We start from the raw sequence: 19476 nt of genomic DNA, 5'->3' as shown, positions 1-19476 counted from the left end.
ACACCGGCACGACAGTGCCGTGACAGCGGGGCGGTGCACGCTGAGCGCATGCAACCAGCCATCGAAGCAGACAACCTCGTCAAGAACTTCGGCCGACAGCGCGCGGTGGACGGCGTCAGCCTGACCGTTCCCCGCGGCGCGGTCTACGGAGTTCTCGGACCCAACGGAGCGGGAAAGACCACCACGGTCCGCATGCTCGCCACCCTGCTGCGCCCGGACGGCGGCAGCGCACGGGTGTTCGGCCACGACGTCGTCGCGGAGCCCACGGCCGTGCGTTCCCTGGTCGGCGTGACGGGCCAGTACGCGTCGGTCGACGAAGACCTCACCGCAACGGAAAATCTCGTCGTGTTCTCCCGACTGCTCGGCCTCGGCCGTGCCGAGAGCCGACGACGTGCGAACGACCTTCTCGAGGAGTTCGCCCTCACCGAGGCCGCGTCGAAGCCGTTGAAGAATTTCTCCGGAGGAATGCGGCGGCGACTCGACCTGGCCGCGAGCCTCATCTCGACACCTCCGCTGCTGTTCCTGGACGAACCCACCACCGGCCTCGACCCTCGCACGCGCGTACAGATGTGGGACACCATCCGCCGACTCGTGTCCGAGGGCACGACGGTCCTGCTGACCACCCAGTACCTCGACGAGGCCGATCAGCTGTGCGACCGCATCGCCGTCATCGACCGGGGACGCGTCATCGCCGACGGCACGGCCGACAGTCTGAAGGCGTCGGTGGGAACGTCCACGATGACTCTGGTGATCGCCGACCCCGGACGCACCGAGGAGGCACGTGTCCTGGTCAGCACCCGCCTCGGTCTCGACGCGTCCGCGGCCACCGGATCGGGCCGCGTCACGGCGCCAATGAAGGATGCCTCGGCGACACCGGACATTCTGATCTCGTTGCGGGACATCGGGATCGACGTCGCCGAGATCACCGTCGCCAAACCCAGCCTCGACGAGGTCTTCATGTCCATCACCGGTCGGCCCGACTCCGCGGCCGCCACATCCGAGGAGAACGCCGCATGACCACCACCCTGACCAGCCCCACCTCGGCGCCCAGCTTCGTCGACGCCCCGGTCGAGCGGATCTCCGTCTCGATGTCCGCTCGCCACACCGTCACGATGGCGTATCGAGGTCTGCTCAAGCTGAAGCACAACCCGGAGCAACTGTTCGACGTCGTCTTCGTTCCGGTCGTCTTCACCTTGATGTTCACCTACATCTTCGGCGGTGCCATCTCCGGCGACATCGCGAGCTACCTGCCGGTCATCATTCCCGGAATCCTGGTCCAGACGGTCATCACCACGTCGATCGTCACCGGCACGCAACTCCGTGAGGACATGGACAAGGGTGTCTTCGACCGGTTCAAAGCCCTTCCGATCGCACGTATCTCACCGCTGGCGGGCGCACTGCTCGCCGACGTCGTCCGGTACGTCATCGCCACCGTCATCACGTTCTCCACAGGTTTCGCCATGGGCTACCGACCCGAGGGCGGTGCGGTAGGAGTTGCGCTCGCCGGCGGCCTGGTGATCGTGTGCGCATGGTCGATCAGCTGGATCTTCGCCTTGATGGGTGTCCTGATGAGCAAGGCGTCCGCCGTGCAGGGCGTGTCGATGTTGATCCTCTTCCCGTTGACCTTCCTGTCGAACGCCTTCGTCCCGGTGGACACCATGCCCGGATGGCTTCAGGCCTTCGTGAACGTGAACCCGGTTTCCCAGGTGGTCACCGCGGTGCGCGAACTCGCCGGAACCGGCCACGCCGGAATCCATGTGGTGTGGTCGCTGCTGGGCGCGGCGATCATCGTTCTGGTCGTCGCTCCACTCACCGTGCGCACCTACATGCGTAAGGCCTGATCCGTCAGCGCGGCCAGGATCGACTCCGCTGCGGCGGCCCGGGTGCGGGGCCGCCGCAGCAGGGCCGTCTCCACCGCGTCGATGCCGAGCACCCGGCGCGCCAGACCCAGATGCAGGTCGATCGTCATCGACGGGAAGTCCTGTCGCGCCGCGACGGACGTCGCAGCGGCCAGAAGAATCGGTCCTTCGGGCGATCGCCCGCGGGCGATCAGATACGACCCCACGGCGCAGGCCACGGCACCGAGCTGAGGAAGATCCCCTCGCGCCAGAGCACTGCGGGGAGCGCAGACGCGGGTGCGGATCCACCGAACCAGATCCTCCACCCTGCCATGATCGCCGTGCAGCACATGCGCATCCACGCAGGCGCAGGCCAACATCACGGCGTACGGATCTCCGATGTCGTCCCACCCCGACCGGCACTGCTCGGCGGCGTCCCGATACAGCGCCAGACCGGTGGACACATCTCCTCCACGCAGCATCGCCTCGGCCCGAGTTCCGAAAACCGTGGCTCGCGTCTGATGCCTCATCGCCTCGTCGGACGCGACCACCGCAAGCCCCGTGGTGATGCGATCGCCGTGCCCGAACTCCGACAGCAGAGCCAACCCGTCACCGACGCGGTCCGCGGCGACGAGAGACGCAGCGGCGAAGGTCCGCGTCTGAACACTCTCCTCGTACGCGTGGACGCGCCAGAGCAACTGCGCCCCGTGGAGATAGAACTCGGCGGCCTGCTCGTGCCTCCCGGTCTGTCCGTGGATACTCCCCAGTGACTGAGCAGCCTGAGCCATGCCCCACAGATCGTCGGCATCGTGCGAGATGGATGCCGCGGCGCGAAGATCGCGTTCCGCGCCGTACAGGTCACCGCGGTTCTCCCGCAGCGATCCGCGCAACATCAGCGCGGTACCTCGAATCTCCGGGTCTGCAGATCTGACCGCCTCCGCGAGCACCCTCGCCAGCCCTGTGCCGTCGGCGCGGTGCAGGAGCAGCATTGCCGGGAACCGCAGGGCCGGAGATGTTCCCGGTCTGGCCCGCAGAACGCGTCGCAACGCGGTGCGCGCGCGGGCCGCCTGCCGGGGTGAGCCTCCGTATCCCAGGTGCGACGCCATGAAGACGTAGGCGAACACGACGATGTCGTCGGGGACACCGCGGGGATCGACATCGGTCGCATCGAGAAGGCGCACCGACCAATTGACGACTTCCGAGTGCGCACCCCGCACAGACCACAGGTAGGCAAGAGCGGGGAAGATCGTGAAGACGTCGGACCAGCGCTGTTCGACCGCCGCGATACGGAGCACTGCCAGCAGATTGTCGTGCTCGGCGTCGATCGCCGGAACGACCGCGTTGCGGTTGCCGTTCCGATGCAGTTCGAGGGCCTGCCGTGCGACGGACGAGGCCCACGCGACCATCGCGTCGGTGACCGCGTCGCGCTCGGCGGGGTCGCGTGCCAGGTGCTCCTCGCCGAATTCGCGGACGGTCTCGAGCATGTGGAATCTCATCCCGTCCGACTCGTCCACCGTGAGCAACGAGTGCTCCACCAGACCGTCCACCGCGTCGTCGATGCGGTCACCCGGCTCGAACTCGGCTACCGCCCGCGCAGCATGCGAGGTGATGCCGGCAGGAAAGCGGCACAACCGTCGGAGCGCACGGCGCTGACCGTCGTCGAGCAGTTGCCAACTCCAGTCGATGACGGCATGCAGCGTCCGATGCCGCTCCGGTCGAGTCCGATCCTTGCTGCGCAACAACGAGAATCGATCGGCCACCGCGTTGTCGATCTCCTCGATGCTCATCGACCGAGCACGCGCCGCGGCCAATTCGATGGCCAACGGCAGACCGTCGAGACAGGTGCACAACCGTGCGATCCTGTCCGGGTCGATCACAACGGTCGGTCGTACCGCCCGCGCACGGGCGATGAACAGATCGGTGGCCGGTGAACCGCCCGCATCGACGACCAACGGCGGAAGAGGGTAGATCGACTCGGCAGCGACACCCAGCGGCGTTCTAGACGTCGTCAGGATGCGCACCAGATCGCTCGCCCCGATCACTTCGTCCACCACGCCGGCCACATCGGTCGACACGTGTTCGCAGTTGTCCAGGATCATCAGCAGAGGACGCGATGCCAGCACGTCCCGAAGCCGGTCACGCGCGGAATGGACAGGACCGATGGGCAAGGACCCCATCACGACGTCCGCCTCGTTCAGTCCCAGGGTTCCACTGATGGCGGCGACCACGTCGTCTCCACTCCGCAGAGGTGCCAACTCGACGACGACAACCGGAACCCGTTGTGTCGCACGACGACCGATCTCGTGAGCCAGGCGCGTCTTGCCACTTCCGCCGGGACCGGTGACGGTCACCAGTCGCGCTCGGGACAGCAGGCTCTCCACCGCCGCGATGTCGTCCGTCCGGCCCACGAGCTCGGTGGAGGCGTGACGGACTCCCACCACCGGGTAGCCCGACAGCGCGACCGGCTCGACCGGAACTGTCGCGCCGAGCAGATCGGCATGCAGTGCCGCGACGACCGGCGACGGATCTATGCCCCACCGATCTGCCAGCAGCTCACGGAGTTCGGCGAACACGGCGATCGCATCGGCCGTGCGACCCGCGGCGTGCAGCGCACTCATCATCGACGACGCCGCGGTCTCGTCGGCACGGTCGCGGTGCCAGCGTCGGCGTGCGATCTCGATCGCGGACGCGTGGTCACCGACATCCGACGACGCAGCCACGGCGATCGAGTCCAGCGTGTCGCGGATGTCTGCCGCAGCCTTCGCGACGTCGGCCGCCACGGTGCTGTCGCCCAGATCACCTCCGGGCTCGCCTCGCCACAGCGCGACCGCGTCGGCAACCGTGTCGAGTGCTTCCGCAGGTTCCAGGGACGATGCCGACGCGGCGAGCAGCTGGGCTCGCCACAGGTCGACGTCGTTCGAATCGAGTGAGAGGCGGTACCCGGCCGGTCCTGTCTCGATCATCGGTGCCACCGACCGCAGACGCGAGACCTGGGTCTGCACGGCGGACTTCGGCGACTCCGGTCCGCCGTCGGGCCAGAGTTCGTCGATGATCGTCGACACCGAGACGAACTTGCCGGGAGTCATCGCGAGAAGCGCCAGCAGTGTCCGCGCTCGCAGACCCGGCACACCCGAGAACTGCGTACCGACGCGGATGCGGACGTCACCCAGCAGGCCCACCACCGGTTGTCCGATGCCGGGCCGCACGTCGTTCGCATCGTCTCGTCCGGTCACCGAGTCGAATGGTATGACCTCGTCGCAACTCACGCCCCGCGGCATACCATCGACCCTGTGCATGCGATCACACTGACCGAATACGGCGACCCCGATGTCATGGTCTGGAGCGAGGTACCCGATCCCGTACCGGGGCCGGGAGAAGTCCTGATCTCCGTCGCGGCGTCCGCCGTCAACCGCGCCGATCTGCAGCAACGGCAGGGCAACTATCCGCCGCCCGCCGGCGCCTCCGACGTGCTCGGGCTCGAATGTTCGGGTGTGATCGCGGAGGTCGGCGACGACGTCACCGCATTGAAGGTCGGCGATCGGGTCTGCGCGCTGCTCGCGGGTGGCGGCTACGCCGAGCAGGTGGTGGTGCCGGCCGGACAGGTGCTGCCCGTTCCCGACGGGCTCGACCTGCACGTGGCCGCATCGCTGCCCGAGGTCGCGTGCACGGTGTGGTCCAACGTCGTCATGTACGCCGGCTTGTCCGCCGGGGACACGTTGTTGATCCACGGCGGTGGCAGCGGCATCGGCACGCACGCCATCCAGGTGGCGAAGGCCCTCGGCGCGCGCGTCGCGGTGACCGCCGGCTCGGCGGAGAAGCTCGAGATCTGCCGGTCGTTCGGCGCGGACATCCTCATCGACTACAAGACCTCGGACTTCACCGAGGAGTTACGGTCCGCGACGGACGGGCACGGAGCCGACGTCATTCTCGACAACATGGGCGCGAAGTACCTCTCTCCCAACATCTCTGCGCTCGCGATGGACGGCCGCCTGGTCACGATCGGCATGCAGGGCGGCCGGGTGGCCGAGTTCGACTTCGGCGCGCTGATGGCCAAGCGCGGCAGTGTGCACTGCGCCGGGTTGCGGGCGCGCCCCCTCACCGGCCCGGGCGGCAAGGCCGACATCGTGCGCCAGGTCCGCGAGCACGTGTGGCCGATTATCGCCGACGGTGCGGTCGTGCCCGTCGTGCACGCGGAGGTGCCGGTGTCGGACGCACCGCAGGCTCATCGCATGCTGGACGACCACGCCACGGTGGGCAAGGTGATCCTGCGCGTCCGCTGACGGGCGCGGATCAGGTCAGCGTCTCGAGAACCGTGACGAGCTGGTCGATCTCGTGCCGCGTCGTGTACGGGGCCAGCCCCACCGTGATCGCGCCACCGGCATCGGCGACACCCAGCGACTCGAGCAGGCGGCTGCCGCCGTGCAGGCCACCGACCACGTCGATCCTGTTGTCCGCCAGACGCGCCGCCACCTTGTCGGAGTCGACGCCGTCCACGCTGATGCTCAGGCACGGGATGCGGCTGGACGCCTGACCGATGGCCATGACGTGCGTCAGTGCCGCCACGCGCTCCTGCAGGTACGCGAAGAGCCGATCCTGATAGTCCTGCAGCGAGCCGATGGACATCTCGAGACGCTGTCGGCGTGTCCCGCTCGCGTTCTCGTCGAGGGCGGCGAGACAGTCGACGGACGCGGTCATCCCCGCGAGCAGTGAGTAGTGCAGACCGGCGACCTCGAGCCGCGCCGGACCCTTCGCATCGGTGTCGAGCGCCTGCGACGGCAACCGGTCGAGCAGCTCGGGGTCCCGGAACACCAGCGCTCCGACGCGAGGCCCACCCCAGGCCGCGGCGTTGACGGCGACGACGTCCGCCCGGAGTTCCTCGATGTCGAGCACCGCGTAGGGGGCCGCACCCACCGCGTCGACGACCAGCAACCCGCCGGCGTCGTGCACGAGGTCGGCGGCGACACGGACGTCGGGGGCCGACCCCACCACCGTCGACGCCGCGGTCAGCGCGACGAGCCGAGTGTTCGCCGCGATGAGTTCCCCGAACTGCCAACTGGGGAGCTCGCACGTCTCGATGTCCACCTCGGCCCACTGCACCTGGGCGCCGTACCGATTGGCGATGCGCAGCCACGGTGCCACGTTCGCCTCGTCGTCCAGCCGGGACAGGACGATGCCCGTACCGAGGCCGAGACGCGTGCTGAGGGCTTCCGCGAGAGCGGTCAGGAGGATGCCGTGGTCCGGACCGAGGACCACGCCCTCGGGGGATCCACCGACCAGATCTGCGACGGCCTGCCGAGCATCGTCGGCGACCTTCGCGCTGCGCTGCGCGTAGGGGTGCCGACCGATGTGCGTCGATGCGGTCCCGCGGAAGGTGGTGGACACGGCCGTGGCCACCCGGTCGGGGATCTGCATGCCCAGCTGCGGATCGAGGTGGATCCAGCCGTCGCCGAGCGAGGGAAACAGCCCTCGTACGCGGGCGACGTCGTAGGTCATGCCGCACACTCTAGGCGCCGACGGCGACAGGGCGGGCACGCACGGGCACGCCCCGGACCCCACCCTGGTGAGCGACCCGGGTCAAGATGGAGACATGACGTCTTCACACGAGCAGAACTCGGACGGCGGCCGCGCGGACGACAGCGCCGACCACGTCGTCGTCATCGGTCCGGACGGGCAGCCGATCGCGCTCAGTCCCCGCGAGGCGGCGGCCGCCGCGGCCCGCGCGAACGTCACCGGGGCCGGCGACTCGTCGGACGGCGACGACCAGGAATCGCTGGCGGACATGGTCGAGCAACCCGCCAAGGTCATGCGCATCGGCACCATGATCAAGCAGCTCCTCGAGGAGGTGCGCGCGGCACCGCTGGACGACGCCAGCCGCACCCGCCTCAAGGAGATCCACACCTCCTCCATCCGTGAGCTCGAGCAGGGACTCGCGCCGGAGTTGCGCGACGAGCTCCAGCGCCTGGCGTTGCCCTTCGGCGAGGACGCGGTGCCGTCCGACGCCGAGCTCCGCATCGCCCAGGCACAACTGGTGGGCTGGCTGGAGGGACTGTTCCACGGCATCCAGACGGCACTCTTCGCTCAGCAGATGGCGGCGCGCGCCCAGCTCGAGCAGATGCGCCAGGGTGCACTTCCGCCCGGTGTGTCCATCGGCGGCGGCGGTCAGGGCCAGCACGGGCAGGGCACCGGCCAGTACCTCTGACGGTTCTCGTCTGTAGGGTCGTCGGTCGTGGCAGCACCAGCGATCGACTCGAACACCGGGGACTCGAACTCCGGGGATGCACCCGCGTCCGATTCGCAGACGTTCCGCCGGGCCGTCCGCGATCTCCGGCAGGGCTACGCCCAGCGTGAGCTGTGGCTGAGCCTCGGGTGGCAGGACATCAAGCAGCGGTACCGGCGTTCCGTCATCGGCCCGTTCTGGATCACCATCGCCACGGGTGTGCAGGCCGTCGCGATGGGTCTGCTGTACTCGGTCCTCCTCGACATCGACCTGAAGTCGTTCCTGCCCCACGTCACCGTCGGGCTCATCATCTGGAACCTCATCAGCGCGTCGATCCTCGAGGGCGCCGACGTCTTCGTGGCCAACGAGGGCCTGATCAAGCAGTTGCCGTCGGCACTGAGCGTGCACATCTATCGGCTCGTGTGGCGCCAGGTGCTGCTCCTCGGCCACAACATGCTGATCTACCTGATCATGCTCGCGGTGTTCCGTCCAGAGCTGCACTGGACCATCGTCATGGCGATCCCGGCGTTCGGTCTGATCGTCGTCAACATGGTGTGGGTGTCACTGCTCTTCGGCATCATCGCCACCCGCTACCGCGACCTGGCCCCGATCCTCGGCAGCGTCGTCACGCTGCTGTTCTTCATGACGCCGATCGTGTGGACCACGGCGAATCTGCAGAAGATGGGCGGGGCCGCGGCGGACCGCGCGCGGCTGGTGGAGATCAATCCGCTGTTCCACTACCTCGACATCCTGCGCGCGCCCCTGATCGGCGAGGACCAGCAGGCGTACCACTGGTACATCGTGCTGGCGTTCACCGTGGTCGGCCTGGCCGTCACCATGGTGGCGATGCGTACGTTCCGGGCCCGCGTGCCCTACTGGGTCTGATCGGACGAGACACACATGACAGTCAGCATCGAGACGCACGGCGCGTGCGTCGACTTCCCCATCTTCGACGCCAAGACCCGGTCGCTGAAGAAGGCGTTCCTCGGCAAGGCCGGCGGCACCATCGGACGCAACAGCAGTGACGTCGTCGTCGTGGAGGCGCTGCGCGACATCACGCTCTCACTGAAGGAGGGCGACCGCGTCGGACTGGTCGGCCACAACGGTGCGGGCAAGTCGACGCTCCTGCGCCTGCTGGCGGGCATCTACGAACCCACCCGCGGCAGTGCCGTCGTGCGGGGTCGCGTCGCGCCGGTCTTCGACCTGGGCGTCGGCATGGACCCGGAGATCTCCGGCTACGAGAACATCATCATCCGCGGCCTGTTCCTCGGCCAGACACGCAAGCAGATGATGTCGAAGATCGACGAGATCGCCGACTTCACCGAGCTCGGCGAGTACCTCGACATGCCGCTGCGCACCTACTCGACGGGAATGCGCGTGCGCATCGCCATGGGCGTCGTCACGAGCATCGACCCCGAGATCCTGCTGCTCGACGAGGGCATCGGCGCGGTCGACGCCGAGTTCATGAAGAAGGCGCGCACTCGTCTGCAGAAGCTCGTGCAGCGCTCGGGCATCCTCGTCTTCGCCTCGCACTCCAACGAGTTCCTCGCCCAGCTCTGCGATTCGGCGATGTGGATCGATCACGGCCACGTGCGGCAGCAGGGCGGTATCGAGGAGGTCGTGCGGTCGTACGAGGGCGACGACGCGGGAGACCACGTCGCGCACGTCATTCGTGAGCTGGAGGCCGCGGATCGTGGCCAGGCCGATCACGACCCGCATGCCTGAGTTCATCGTCGGCGTGGTGGTCACCCACCGGCGCCGCGAGCTGCTGGCCCAGTCCCTCGCCGTCCTGACGTCGCAGACCCGTCCGCTCGACCATCTGATCGTGGTGGACAACGCGAACGAGACCGCGGTCCGCGAGCTCGTCGAGAGCGCGGCCGTGCCGACCACCTACCTCGGGAGCAAGCACAACCTCGGTGGGGCCGGCGGCTTCGCGCTGGGGATGCTGCACGCGCTGTCCCTCGGTGCCGAGCGGGTGTGGCTCGCCGACGACGACGGCAGGCCGGAGGGGCCGGACGTCCTCGCCACGCTCCTCGACTGCGCGGTGCGACACGGCCTCGACGAGGTCTCCCCCGTCGTGTGCGACATCGACGATCCCGATCACCTCGCGTTCCCGCTGCGACGCGGCACCGCGTGGCGACGCTGGCGGTCCGAACTCGGTGACGACGAGTTGTTGCCGTCCTACGCGTCGTTGTTCAACGGTGCGCTGTTCTCGGCCGCTGCGATCGACGCCGTCGGTGTCCCCGACCTCCGGCTCTTCGTCCGCGGCGACGAGGTCGAGATCCACCGTCGCCTCACACGCTCGGGGCTGGCTTTCGGCACGTGCCTGCAGACCGCGTACCTGCATCCGAACGGCGCCGACGAGTTCAAGCCGATCCTCGGCGGCCGGATGCACACGCAGTATCCGGACGACGCCACCAAGCGCTACTTCACCTACCGCAACCGCGGATACCTGATGGCTCAACCCGGCATGCGCAAGCTTCTCCCGCAGGAATGGGTGCGCTTCGGGTGGTACTTCGTGGTCACACGACGGGACCTCCGCGGCCTGCGCGAGTGGTTGCGTCTGCGCAAGCTCGGCCGGGATGAGTACTTCCGCAAACCCTGAACTACGGTATGTCCCCATGACGAGTGGACGGTGCGGGTGATGCGGTGGAGCCGACGCGTCAGAGCCTCGGCGCGGGGCAAGGTCGTGCAGGCAGTCCAGGACGCCGTGGCACCCGAGGCCGACCGTCGTCACAGTGAGTTGATAGACCTGATCACGGGTCAGGCGAAGACGATCGCCGACCTCCAGGAATCCATCACCACGCTGGAGTTCCGGATGCGCCGCGACATCCCGTTCGCCTCGGACCTCGAGGCCACCGCCTCGAGTGCCGACTTCGCCGAGACACATCTCCCGATGACGCCGTCCTTCACCCACCCCGACCTCACGCTCCGACACGCGCTCAGAGCCGTCTCCATCGACGGCATGGCACTCGAGTTCGGGGTCGCCACCGGGACCACCCTCGGCACCATCGTCGACGAGTGGCGCCGCGCCGCCAACGTCGGAGTCATCGCCGGCTTCGACACCTTCGAGGGCCTGCCGGAGGACTGGCGCACCGGCTTCGAGGCCGGGACCTTCGCTCAGGATGCTCTACCGGACGTTCCGGGAGCGCACCTGGTGAAGGGCATGTTCCAGCAGACCCTCGGGCCGTTCCTGTCGAAGAACCGCGGCCCGGTCGCGTTCCTGCACCTCGACGCCGACCTGTACTCGTCGACCGACTTCGTCCTGCGACGTCTCGAGTCACGACTGGTGCCGGGCACCGTCATCGTGTTCGACGAGTTCTTCAACTTCCCTGGCTGGGCCCTGCACGAGTACAAGGCGTGGACCGAGTTCGTCCACCGCACCGGGGTGACGTTCGAGTACCTCGCCTACACGTCCAACAACGAGCAGGTGGCGGTCCGGCTCACCTGACCGATTCGGTGGTCGGAGCGTCGGCGTCGATCCCGTAGAGCCGGGCCCAGTTCTCGCGTGCGATGAGCTCGGCACCGGCCGCGCGGTACTGCTCCTGCAGAGCAGGAGCCTCCCGCCGCAGACGCCGCATCACCTTGACGGCACGCACCATCAGCGCGACCCCGCGTGCCTTGTCCCGCTTGCGGATTCGAACGCCGCCCTGCGATGCGTCGGTGACCACGACGTGGTCGAACCTGGCGATGTGCCACCAGTGCGCGTCCTCGCGCGTGACGCCGACGAGACCGCCGATCGTGCGTCCGAGGAACTGGTCGACACCGCGCTTGGCCAACACCGCTCGCATCGCGCTCGGCTCCCCGCCCGCTCGCGAGACCCGCACCTCCGCGGAGGGCACCGGCGCGGTGGCCGCCGGGTGCATGATCGTCTCCGGGTACTCCTTGCGGTCGGCTCGGATACGAGCCATCGCCGCCATGCCGCCGTCGGCCAGATGGTCCGGCCCCGACAGCCAGTCCTCGATACCCTTCAACGTGGTGTGGGCGAGACCGTACTGCATTCCGACGACGTACTCGGCGATGTGGCGCAGGAACATTCGCGACAACACCGTCGTGTTCAGGTCGCTGTGCAGAGACCCGACGATCAGCGAGTTACGCGTACTGAAGTACCGCGCCCAGTCGTCGAAATCCTTCCAGTAGAAGTCGGCGTGCCACACGGCGGCGTTGGGCAGCGTCACGGTCGGGAACCCAGCACGACCGGCGCGTACGCCGTACTCCACGTCGTCCCACTGGAAGAACATGGGAAGTGGGAGGCCGATCTCCTCGACCACCTCGGACGGGATCAGGCACGTCCACCAGGCGTTGTAGCCGGCATCGACCCGGCGCTCCTGGTTCTTCTTGATCATGCTCTTGTTGGACAACGCCTTTCCGACGGTGCGGCCGTGCTGCAGGTGCAGGAAGTCCACCTCCTCCGCGCCGACGTTGAGGTAGTCGGGATTGAGCAGGAACAGCATCTGCGCGCCGACCAGGGTCGGCTGCGCCGTGACGTTGGCGAAGGCGCTCAGACGCAGCACCGTCTCCGGCTCACACAGGATGTCGTCGTCCATGAGGATGACGTCGACACCGCTCCGAGACGCGGTCACCTCGTACAGTCCGCGTGTGAAGCCGCCCGCACCACCGAGATTGGGCTGCCGGAGGTACACCAGGGTGTCGCCCATCCGCGCCCGCGCATCGGCGAACTCGGGCTGATCCTGCACGAGGTCGGTGCCCTGATCCACGACGTGCACGGTGTCGATCAGCGACAACACCACGTCGTCGGACGCCAGTGCGGCCACCGTGTGCGCACAGTCCGTGGCGCGGTTGAACGTGCAGATGGCGATGGCCACCGGACGTCTCGGCACCGTGGTGGCGTGGGTCCACTCGAGGCAGTCGACGACGGCGGACTCGCCGAACGTCTCGAACTCCAGCCAGAGGGCACCCCCGTCGACGAACTTGTCGAGCGGAGCCTCGAATGTCAGCACGGCGTCGCTCCGCGTCTCCTGCACCGACACGATGCGGCGGTGACCGGCGATGTCCGAGGCCAGCAGTCGCACTCGGACACGGCCGCTCGTCGCGATGCGCAGAGACGCCGTGACCGCGCCGACCGTGGTCCACCGCTGCCAGTAGGACGCCGCGAAGCGCCCGAAGTACGTGTTGGTGTGAGCGAAAGAGTTCTTCGCGAGCGTCATGTCGTGGCGCCTGCGATCCCCGCTGCCCTTCTCGATCTGCACGTACAGATCGGGATTCACTCTGGTGGAGGGGCCGAGGAAGACGCCTCGCTGGAGGACCAACCTGTCGTGGCCGCTGTGCGGAATCGTCGCGGGCGCGGTCGACTGCATCGGTTGTCCAACTCCTGACAGTAGAGACAGGCGTGCTCGTCGCACCCCGTAACAAATGAGACCGGTCTGTGACCTACGATAACAACCGGGAGGGTTCCGTCGCGTCCATGACACTTGCGGGGAACGACGTGTCGGTCAGGAAGCGAGGACGGTGTGACGCACACGCCTGTCGTGACCTCGGTCGAGACGTCCCGTCGAGAGCGCTGGTCCTGGGGTCTCGGATCCGGTGTGGTGGTGGTGCTGGGGTTCGTCGCGATCCTCGTGAGCGACCATCGCTTCTTCTACCTCGACGACACCGAGTCCGGCGCGGTGGGCAACTGGCTGGCTCTGGGCCGACTGCTGCGTGAAGGGCAGTTCCTCCCCCTCGTCACCACCCAGTGGATGGCCGGCAACTACCCGGTCGAGGGCCAGGGTGGGCTCTGGAATCCCGTGCAGATGATCGTCAACCTCATCTCACCGTCGGTGGACGACCTGGCACTGCTCGCTGCCGTCGTCAAGATCTTCTTCGCCGTGGTGCTGGCGATCGGCGTCTACCGCGTGGCTCTCGAATACGGATCCAGGCCCTCCTGGGCGGCGGTCGCTGCGACTGCCACGCCGTTCGCGGGATTCACCCTCTTCTTCGAGCAGCCGTCCTGGGTGACGTCGCTGATCGGCATGGCCTGGGTGATCAATGCCTGGGCGAGTGCCGTGCGCTATGCCCGCGGCACCTCCGGTCCGCTACCGGTCTTCGCGTTTCTCTACCTCGCCATCAGCGTGGGGTACGTCCACGCGGCCCTCATGGCCGGAGTCGCCGCGGGCGCGGTGATGATCGGCGAGTACCTGCGTGCGCGCGTCCTGATGCCGGTGATCCGACTCGGGGCCGTATCGATCGCCGCCGCCCTGTGCGGCGCCGTCACGTTCCTCCCCGGCGTCCTCACCTCGGGCGTCACCTGGCGCTCGGGCGCCGAGGGAACCCTCAACGACAACTTCCTCGTGGTCCCCTGGTCGGAGACCTTCAGCGCGAGCCTGCCGTCGGCGGTGACCAGCATGGAGTCGTGGAGTGGCGAGACCACCATGGCCCCGGTCACCTACATCGCCTGGTTCCTCGTCCCGGCTGTGGCATTCGTCGACTGGCGCCGTGTGCCGACGGTCGTGCGCGAACTGTCCGGTCCCCTCATCGTTCTCGGCGCCCTGCTCCTGTACACCGCGGGGCCGTCCGACATCGGGCCGATCCGTTGGCCCGGACGACTGCTGCCCTTCGTCGCTGCCGCCCTGCTCATCATCGCCGCAGTTCTGCTGAGCCGTTTCGGAACCCTGCGCTCTCTGCGCGGCCGACTGACCGCCGCCGGCGTCATCACGGGCGTCCTGCTGATCCGCGCGCTGTCGTCCGGACCGCAACTGGCCGGCCGACACCTGCTGTCCGTCCTCTTCGTCGTCGTTCTCGGCGGGCTCGTCGTCGCCGTCTTCCGCGCGCGCAGGGCGACCGCCGCCACCGCGCTGCTCATGGTGTCTGTCATTCCCGTCGCGCTGTACCAGATCCACAACTACCGGCCCGTTCTGAGCGAGTGGAACTTCCCGTCGTCCCAGCAGGAGGCGCGTGCGGAGTTCCCGGACTGGACCGGGACCACGCTGCAACTGGGCGATCGGGCACTGTCCGACAGATCGCCCGAGGACGCCACGGATCGCTGGCGTGCGCAGGTGTACGGCAACTACGCCAAGGTGCTCGACCTGAACTACGTCAGCGCCTACACGCCGGTCGGCCACCAGGCGTTCTCGGAACTGTTGTGCGTCGCCTACGAGGGCACCACCTGCCCCGATGCGTACCGCAACGTGTTCCGTCCCGACGTCTACACCGGGCGGACCACGGCGGATCTGATGTTGCTCGACCGCGTCGTCGTCCAGAAGGCGCAGTACCCGATGTGGCGGCAGCTTCCGGTTCCTCCCGGATGGCGCTGGGTCGACGTCCCACGACCGCAGTCCGACCAGGTCGCCGTCCTCGAACGGGTCGACGGGCCGGTGTCGACGCAGGAGGGCACCGTGTCCGCGACGGTGAACGCCGACGTCGAGCCGGTGCGCTCGAGCGACGTCGACGAGAGCCTGCGGGTGAGCTCCGCCGCCGGCGGCAGCGTGGTCTTCGCCAGGCTCGCCTGGCCCGGATACACGGCCACGCTGAACGGACAGCCGTTGCAGACCAAGGGGCTGGGCGACACCTTCCTCTACGTCGACCTGCCCCCGGGTACCACCGACGCCGATCTCGAGCTGACTTTCCGCCCGCCCGGGTTTCGGCTCGGACTGGCTGCCATGGGCGCTGGAATCGTCGTTCTGCTGGGCCTCGTCGTGCTCGACGTCCGACGACGGTTCTCCGCGCGACCGCAGTCGTCGGCCGCTCGCTCGTCGGCAACCGGCCCCTCTGCGTTATAGGGTCGGCTCTCGTGACTGACGATCAGCTTCCGCACCGGATCTCGGTCATCGTTCCCGTCTACCAGGGTGAGAGGACCCTCGGCCCGTTGACCGACGAGCTCGAGACCCTCACCCGGCCCTTTCTGACCCCCGGTCGCCGACTCGCGGTGGTCGAGGAGGTCCTGTTGGTGTTCGACCACGGCCCGGACGGATCCGCGGCCGTCATCCGAGACCTGGCGGACCGTCACTCGTTCGTCCGCGGAATCTGGCTCAGTCGCAACTTCGGGCAGCACCCCGCGACGCTCGCGGGCATGGCCTCGAGTGGCGGCGAGTGGATCGTCACGATGGACGAGGACGGGCAGCACGATCCCGCCGACATCGGCGGACTTCTCGACACCGCACTCGACGAGCAGGCCTCGGTCGTCTACGCCCGCGGTACCAACGCCGCCCCGCACGGACTGTGGCGCAACGCGACGAGCAAGGGTTCGAAGTGGCTCATCGCCAAGGCGTTGGCCGGTGAGAACACCGTGCAGTACAGCAGCTTCCGCATGGTCGTGGGCGAGGTCGGACGGTCGGTGGCCGCCTACGCCGGATCCGAGGCGTACCTCGACGTCGCACTCGGGTGGATCGCCGGCAGTGTGACCACCAGCCCGGTGACGCTGCGCGAGGAACAGGGACGGCTTTCCGGCTACAACCTGCGGACCCTGCTGTCCCACTTCTGGCGCATGGTTCTCTCCAGCGGCACCAAGGGTTTGCGTCTGGTCAGCGTGCTGGGGGTGGTGTTCGCCGTTCTCGGTCTCGTCCTGGTCGCCTATCTCCTCGTCGTGTACACGTTCTTCGACCCGGACACCGAGGTCCGCGGCTGGGCGTCCACCATGGTCGTCCTGCTGTTCGGATTCGGGGCCACCCTGTTCTCTCTCGGCGTCGTCGCCGAGTACGTCGGCGTCAACGTGAAGACCGCGATGGGAAAGCCTCCCTATCTGATCGTGGGCGATCCGGCTGCCGGGCCACTGGGTCGGGCCGACCGGGTGTCCCCGAGCCCGGACGCCGAGAACCGGGACGCCGAGAACCCCGACCTCTCGTGACGACGTTGTCCTGGGTCGTCGGGAGTGGCGGACTTCTCGGCTCGGCCGTCTCCGCCGAACTCGCCCGTCGTGGGCACCGGGTGGTGACCGAGACGATCCCGTGGCTCGACGAGGACGCGGCGCGCATCGTGATCACCTCTCGCGCGCGAGCGGTGGCCACCTCCGACGCACGTCGCGTCAATGTCGTGTGGTGTGCGGGCGCAGGCGTCAACGGCACGCCGCGCGCGGCCTTCGACCGGGAGAACGACCTGTTCGCGCACGCGTTGGCACAGCTCGAGTCGTATGCGGTCCCGAGGCCGGAGCCTGTCACCGTCTTCCATGCGTCGTCCGCCGGTGGGGTCTACGCGGGCACGCCCGACGCACCGCACGACGAGTCGAGCGCGGTCGCGCCGCTGGGCGAGTACGGCCACGCGAAGCTACGCGCCGAGCAGAGAGCGGTGGACTTCGGTCGACGCACCGATGCGTCGGTGGTGGTCGGCCGCTTCGCCAACCTGTACGGACCGGGACAGAACCTGTCGAAGCCGCAGGGACTCATCTCCCACCTGTGCCGCGGGTACCTGCTGGCATCACCCATCTCGATCTACGTGCCCATCGACACCCTGCGCGACTACCTCTACATCTCCGATGCGGCAGAGATGGTGGCCGACGCCCTGGACGTCGCCGCGCGGGAGCGCACGGAGCCCGTCACCAAGATCTTCGCCTCGGGGAATGCCGTCACCATCGGCGCCATTCTCGGCGCGTGCAGGTCCGTCTTCCGTCGGCGACCGCTCGTCGTCCAGGCCGCCTCCCCGTTGTCCTCGCTCCAGGGCCGTGACCTGCGTCTTCGATCCACCGTCTGGCCCGAGATCGATCGCAGGACTCACCGCACGCTGCCCGCCGGCATCGCCTCGACGCTGGAGTCCATCCGGTCCTCGCTCCTCGCCGGCCACCGCGGGTGACGAACCTGGAGCCGGTCCGCGAGTTTGTGCCACGGTGAACGCTGCTGAGACACTGCCGTGGTGACCGCCGATCAACCTGCCGACGACGACCGTGTCGTCGTGGACGCGCAGCCGGTCGGCCCGCTCCTCCGCCTGATGGGCAACCAAGGACTCGTCTTTCTCCTGGTGGGCGGCTTCAACACGGTGCTCGGCACCGTCTGGTTCATCGTCTGGCAGCTCGCGATCGGTGACACGCTCGGCTATCACGCCGCGATCGTGCTCGGCTACCTGTGCAACGTGCTGACTGCCTTCTGCACGAATCGCTACCTCGTCTTCCGGGTGCGGGGACACGTGCTCCGCGACTTCTGGCGCTTCGTGGTGGTCAACTCCGGGGCCTTCGCGGTGAACCTCGCCGCGATGACCGTGGCCGTCTCGGTACTCGGATTCGCGCCCATCCCGTCCCAGCTGGTCATCACCTTGCTCACCGCCTGCATCAGCTTCTTCGGCTACCGCGACTTCTCGTTCAAGCGCTCGTCCTCGGTGAAAGGTTCCTGACATGGCACCCCGCGTGTCGATCGTGGTCCCGGCGTACAACAACGCCGACTTCATCGGCGAGACCATCGAGTCGATCCTGAGTCAGACCTACCGAGACTTCGAGCTGGTGATCGCCGATCACGCGTCGACCGACTCCACCCTCGACGTCATCGCCCGCTACGACGACGATCGCATCCGCGTCGAGCACACCGAGGCCGGCGGCGGAGCGAAACGCAACTGGGACAGAGTGAGTCGACTGGCCACGGGCGAACTGATCAAACTCGTGTGCGGCGACGACACGATCACCGAGACGTCGATCGCCGACCAGGTCGCCGCGTTCGACGCGCACCCGTCGGCCGTCCTGGTGGCGTCGCAACGCACGCTCGTCGACGCCGCCGGCAAGACCATCATCGCCACGCGTGGACTGGGAAAGTTGTCCGGCCTCGTCGACGGACGCACGGCCGCACGCACCGCGGTGCTCGCCGGCTCCAACATCTTCGGTGAGCCGGGATGCGTCCTGATGCGACGAGACGCCCTCGCCGACATCGGCTGGTGGGACAACGACCACCCGTTCCTCATCGATCAGGCGACCTTCACGGAGGTCGCACTCAAAGGTGACGTGGTGGCCATCCGCTCGTCGCTCGCGGCGTTCCGCATCAATGCCGGGCAGTGGAGCGTGCGCCTGGCGCGGGAACAGGCGGGGCAGGCCGCGGGATTCCATCGGAAACTGCGCGCGGCCTACCCGGACCTACTGTCCGAGAACGACGTTCGTATCGGTAATGCTCGCGCGCTCGTGACGTCGTTCCTGCGCCGCGCGGTGTACGTGCTGCTGCGGCGGCGCATCACGCACCAGCCGCCGGAACCCGTCTGATCAGAGCGTCCGTTCGCCGGCCGATGCGTAGGCCGCTTCGGTCGCGGCTTTCTGCGGCGCCCACCAGGATTCGTTGTCGCGGTACCAGTCGATGGTGGCGGCGAGTCCGCTGCGGAAGTCGGAGTAGCGGGGTGTCCAGCCGAGTTCGGTGCGCAGGCGGGTGCTGTCGATGGCGTAGCGCAGGTCGTGGCCGGGGCGGTCGGTGACGAAGTCGAAGTCGGCCTTGTCGTGGCCGCAGAGTTCGAGGATGGTCTCGACGACGGTGCGGTTGTCGACCTCGCCGTCGGCGCCGATGAGGTAGGTCTGGCCGAGGGCGC

General features: G+C 68.0%; 16 protein-coding genes and 1 pseudogene. 13 read left to right on the top strand and 4 right to left on the bottom strand.

Annotated features, from left to right (window positions below):
- The first annotated feature begins 48 nt into the window (after positions 1-48).
- Positions 49-1017, top strand: a complete 969-nt coding sequence (locus tag HQ312_RS20530) for a daunorubicin resistance protein DrrA family ABC transporter ATP-binding protein (RefSeq protein ID WP_037186508.1) — start codon at positions 49-51, stop codon at positions 1015-1017.
- The gene (locus tag HQ312_RS20525; RefSeq protein ID WP_027506565.1) at positions 1014-1841 is read left to right on the top strand and encodes an ABC transporter permease; all 828 of its coding nucleotides are present in this window, start codon (positions 1014-1016) and stop codon (positions 1839-1841) included. The genes HQ312_RS20530 and HQ312_RS20525 overlap by 4 nt, the downstream gene beginning before the upstream one ends.
- Here HQ312_RS20525 and HQ312_RS20520 read toward each other — a convergent pair.
- The gene (locus tag HQ312_RS20520; RefSeq protein WP_222641207.1) at positions 1823-5071 is read right to left on the bottom strand and encodes a BTAD domain-containing putative transcriptional regulator; all 3249 of its coding nucleotides are present in this window, start codon (positions 5069-5071) and stop codon (positions 1823-1825) included. The two genes, HQ312_RS20525 and HQ312_RS20520, sit on opposite strands and share 19 nt — an antisense overlap.
- Positions 5072-5128: 57 nt before the next feature.
- On the opposite strand from HQ312_RS20520, the gene HQ312_RS20515 reads away from it, so the two are divergent.
- Positions 5129-6118, top strand: a complete 990-nt coding sequence (locus tag HQ312_RS20515) for an NAD(P)H-quinone oxidoreductase (RefSeq protein ID WP_222641205.1) — start codon at positions 5129-5131, stop codon at positions 6116-6118.
- A gap of 10 nt (positions 6119-6128) precedes the next feature.
- Here HQ312_RS20515 and HQ312_RS20510 read toward each other — a convergent pair whose 3' ends face one another.
- Positions 6129-7331: a cysteine desulfurase-like protein gene (locus HQ312_RS20510; protein WP_222641203.1), complete on the bottom strand. Its 1203-nt coding sequence runs from the start codon at positions 7329-7331 to the stop codon at positions 6129-6131.
- Positions 7332-7425: 94 nt separating this feature from the next.
- Here HQ312_RS20510 and HQ312_RS20505 point away from each other — a divergent pair, with 94 nt between their 5' ends.
- The 5 genes from HQ312_RS20505 to HQ312_RS20485 are packed head-to-tail and all read left to right on the top strand — an operon-like array spanning position 7426 to position 11506.
- A complete protein-coding gene (locus HQ312_RS20505) occupies positions 7426-8037 on the top strand; it encodes a bacterial proteasome activator family protein (RefSeq protein ID WP_051613544.1) in 612 nt (203 codons plus the stop codon).
- A gap of 27 nt (positions 8038-8064) precedes the next feature.
- On the top strand, positions 8065-8940 hold the full coding sequence (locus HQ312_RS20500; RefSeq protein ID WP_027506560.1) for an ABC transporter permease: 876 nt from the start codon (positions 8065-8067) through the stop codon (positions 8938-8940).
- A 15-nt stretch (positions 8941-8955) separates the two neighbouring features.
- Complete coding sequence (locus HQ312_RS20495) at positions 8956-9780, top strand: ABC transporter ATP-binding protein (protein ID WP_056443150.1); 825 nt, start codon at positions 8956-8958, stop codon at positions 9778-9780.
- The gene (locus HQ312_RS20490) at positions 9773-10660 is read left to right on the top strand and encodes a glycosyltransferase (protein ID WP_222641201.1); all 888 of its coding nucleotides are present in this window, start codon (positions 9773-9775) and stop codon (positions 10658-10660) included. The genes HQ312_RS20495 and HQ312_RS20490 overlap by 8 nt, the downstream gene beginning before the upstream one ends.
- Before the next feature lie 39 nt (positions 10661-10699).
- A complete protein-coding gene (locus HQ312_RS20485; protein WP_222641199.1) occupies positions 10700-11506 on the top strand; it encodes a class I SAM-dependent methyltransferase in 807 nt (268 codons plus the stop codon).
- On the opposite strand, the gene HQ312_RS20480 is transcribed toward HQ312_RS20485, so the two are convergent.
- Entirely contained in the window at positions 11499-13373 is a 1875-nt protein-coding gene (locus tag HQ312_RS20480; RefSeq protein ID WP_222641197.1) for a glycosyltransferase, read from the bottom strand. The two genes, HQ312_RS20485 and HQ312_RS20480, sit on opposite strands and share 8 nt — an antisense overlap.
- Positions 13374-13526: 153 nt before the next feature.
- Here HQ312_RS20480 and HQ312_RS20475 point away from each other — a divergent pair, with 153 nt between their 5' ends.
- The 5 genes from HQ312_RS20475 to HQ312_RS20455 are packed head-to-tail and all read left to right on the top strand — an operon-like array spanning position 13527 to position 19159.
- Positions 13527-15773, top strand: coding sequence for a YfhO family protein (locus HQ312_RS20475; protein WP_222641189.1), 2247 nt, complete (start codon positions 13527-13529; stop codon positions 15771-15773).
- Positions 15774-15811: 38 nt separating this feature from the next.
- Positions 15812-16837, top strand: coding sequence for a glycosyltransferase (locus tag HQ312_RS20470; RefSeq protein ID WP_222641277.1), 1026 nt, complete (start codon positions 15812-15814; stop codon positions 16835-16837).
- On the top strand, positions 16834-17775 hold the full coding sequence (locus tag HQ312_RS20465) for an NAD(P)-dependent oxidoreductase (protein ID WP_222641187.1): 942 nt from the start codon (positions 16834-16836) through the stop codon (positions 17773-17775). Before HQ312_RS20470 ends, HQ312_RS20465 begins: the two co-directional genes overlap by 4 nt.
- A gap of 60 nt (positions 17776-17835) precedes the next feature.
- Positions 17836-18309 carry a GtrA family protein gene (locus HQ312_RS20460; protein WP_231476428.1) on the top strand — a complete coding sequence of 158 codons (474 nt, stop codon included), beginning with the start codon at positions 17836-17838 and terminating at the stop codon, positions 18307-18309.
- A gap of 1 nt (position 18310) precedes the next feature.
- Positions 18311-19159 carry a glycosyltransferase gene (locus HQ312_RS20455; RefSeq protein ID WP_027506551.1) on the top strand — a complete coding sequence of 283 codons (849 nt, stop codon included), beginning with the start codon at positions 18311-18313 and terminating at the stop codon, positions 19157-19159.
- Here HQ312_RS20455 and HQ312_RS20450 read toward each other — a convergent pair.
- Positions 19160-19476 (bottom strand): annotated as a pseudogene (locus HQ312_RS20450) (GDP-mannose 4,6-dehydratase); the annotation flags it as partial.

It is taken from the genome of Rhodococcus sp. BP-316 (assembly GCF_019836105.1).
Lineage (GTDB): Bacteria > Actinomycetota > Actinomycetes > Mycobacteriales > Mycobacteriaceae > Rhodococcoides.
The sequence above is the reverse complement of the archived record's forward strand: the minus strand, read 5'-3'. Positions and strand labels throughout refer to the sequence as shown.

Excerpts from the sequence above, each read along its gene's own strand:
- HQ312_RS20530 (WP_037186508.1), top strand. The coding sequence starts at position 49 with ATGCAACCAGCCATCGAAGCAGACAACCTCGTCAAGAACTTCGGCCGA.
- HQ312_RS20525 (WP_027506565.1), top strand. The coding sequence starts at position 1,014 with ATGACCACCACCCTGACCAGCCCCACCTCGGCGCCCAGCTTCGTCGAC.
- HQ312_RS20510 (WP_222641203.1), bottom strand. The coding sequence starts at position 7,331 with ATGACCTACGACGTCGCCCGCGTACGAGGGCTGTTTCCCTCGCTCGGC.
- HQ312_RS20505 (WP_051613544.1), top strand. The coding sequence starts at position 7,426 with ATGACGTCTTCACACGAGCAGAACTCGGACGGCGGCCGCGCGGACGAC.
- HQ312_RS20495 (WP_056443150.1), top strand. The coding sequence starts at position 8,956 with ATGACAGTCAGCATCGAGACGCACGGCGCGTGCGTCGACTTCCCCATC.
- HQ312_RS20490 (WP_222641201.1), top strand. The coding sequence starts at position 9,773 with ATGCCTGAGTTCATCGTCGGCGTGGTGGTCACCCACCGGCGCCGCGAG.
- HQ312_RS20485 (WP_222641199.1), top strand. The coding sequence starts at position 10,700 with ATGCGGTGGAGCCGACGCGTCAGAGCCTCGGCGCGGGGCAAGGTCGTG.
- HQ312_RS20480 (WP_222641197.1), bottom strand. The coding sequence starts at position 13,373 with ATGCAGTCGACCGCGCCCGCGACGATTCCGCACAGCGGCCACGACAGG.
- HQ312_RS20455 (WP_027506551.1), top strand. The coding sequence starts at position 18,311 with ATGGCACCCCGCGTGTCGATCGTGGTCCCGGCGTACAACAACGCCGAC.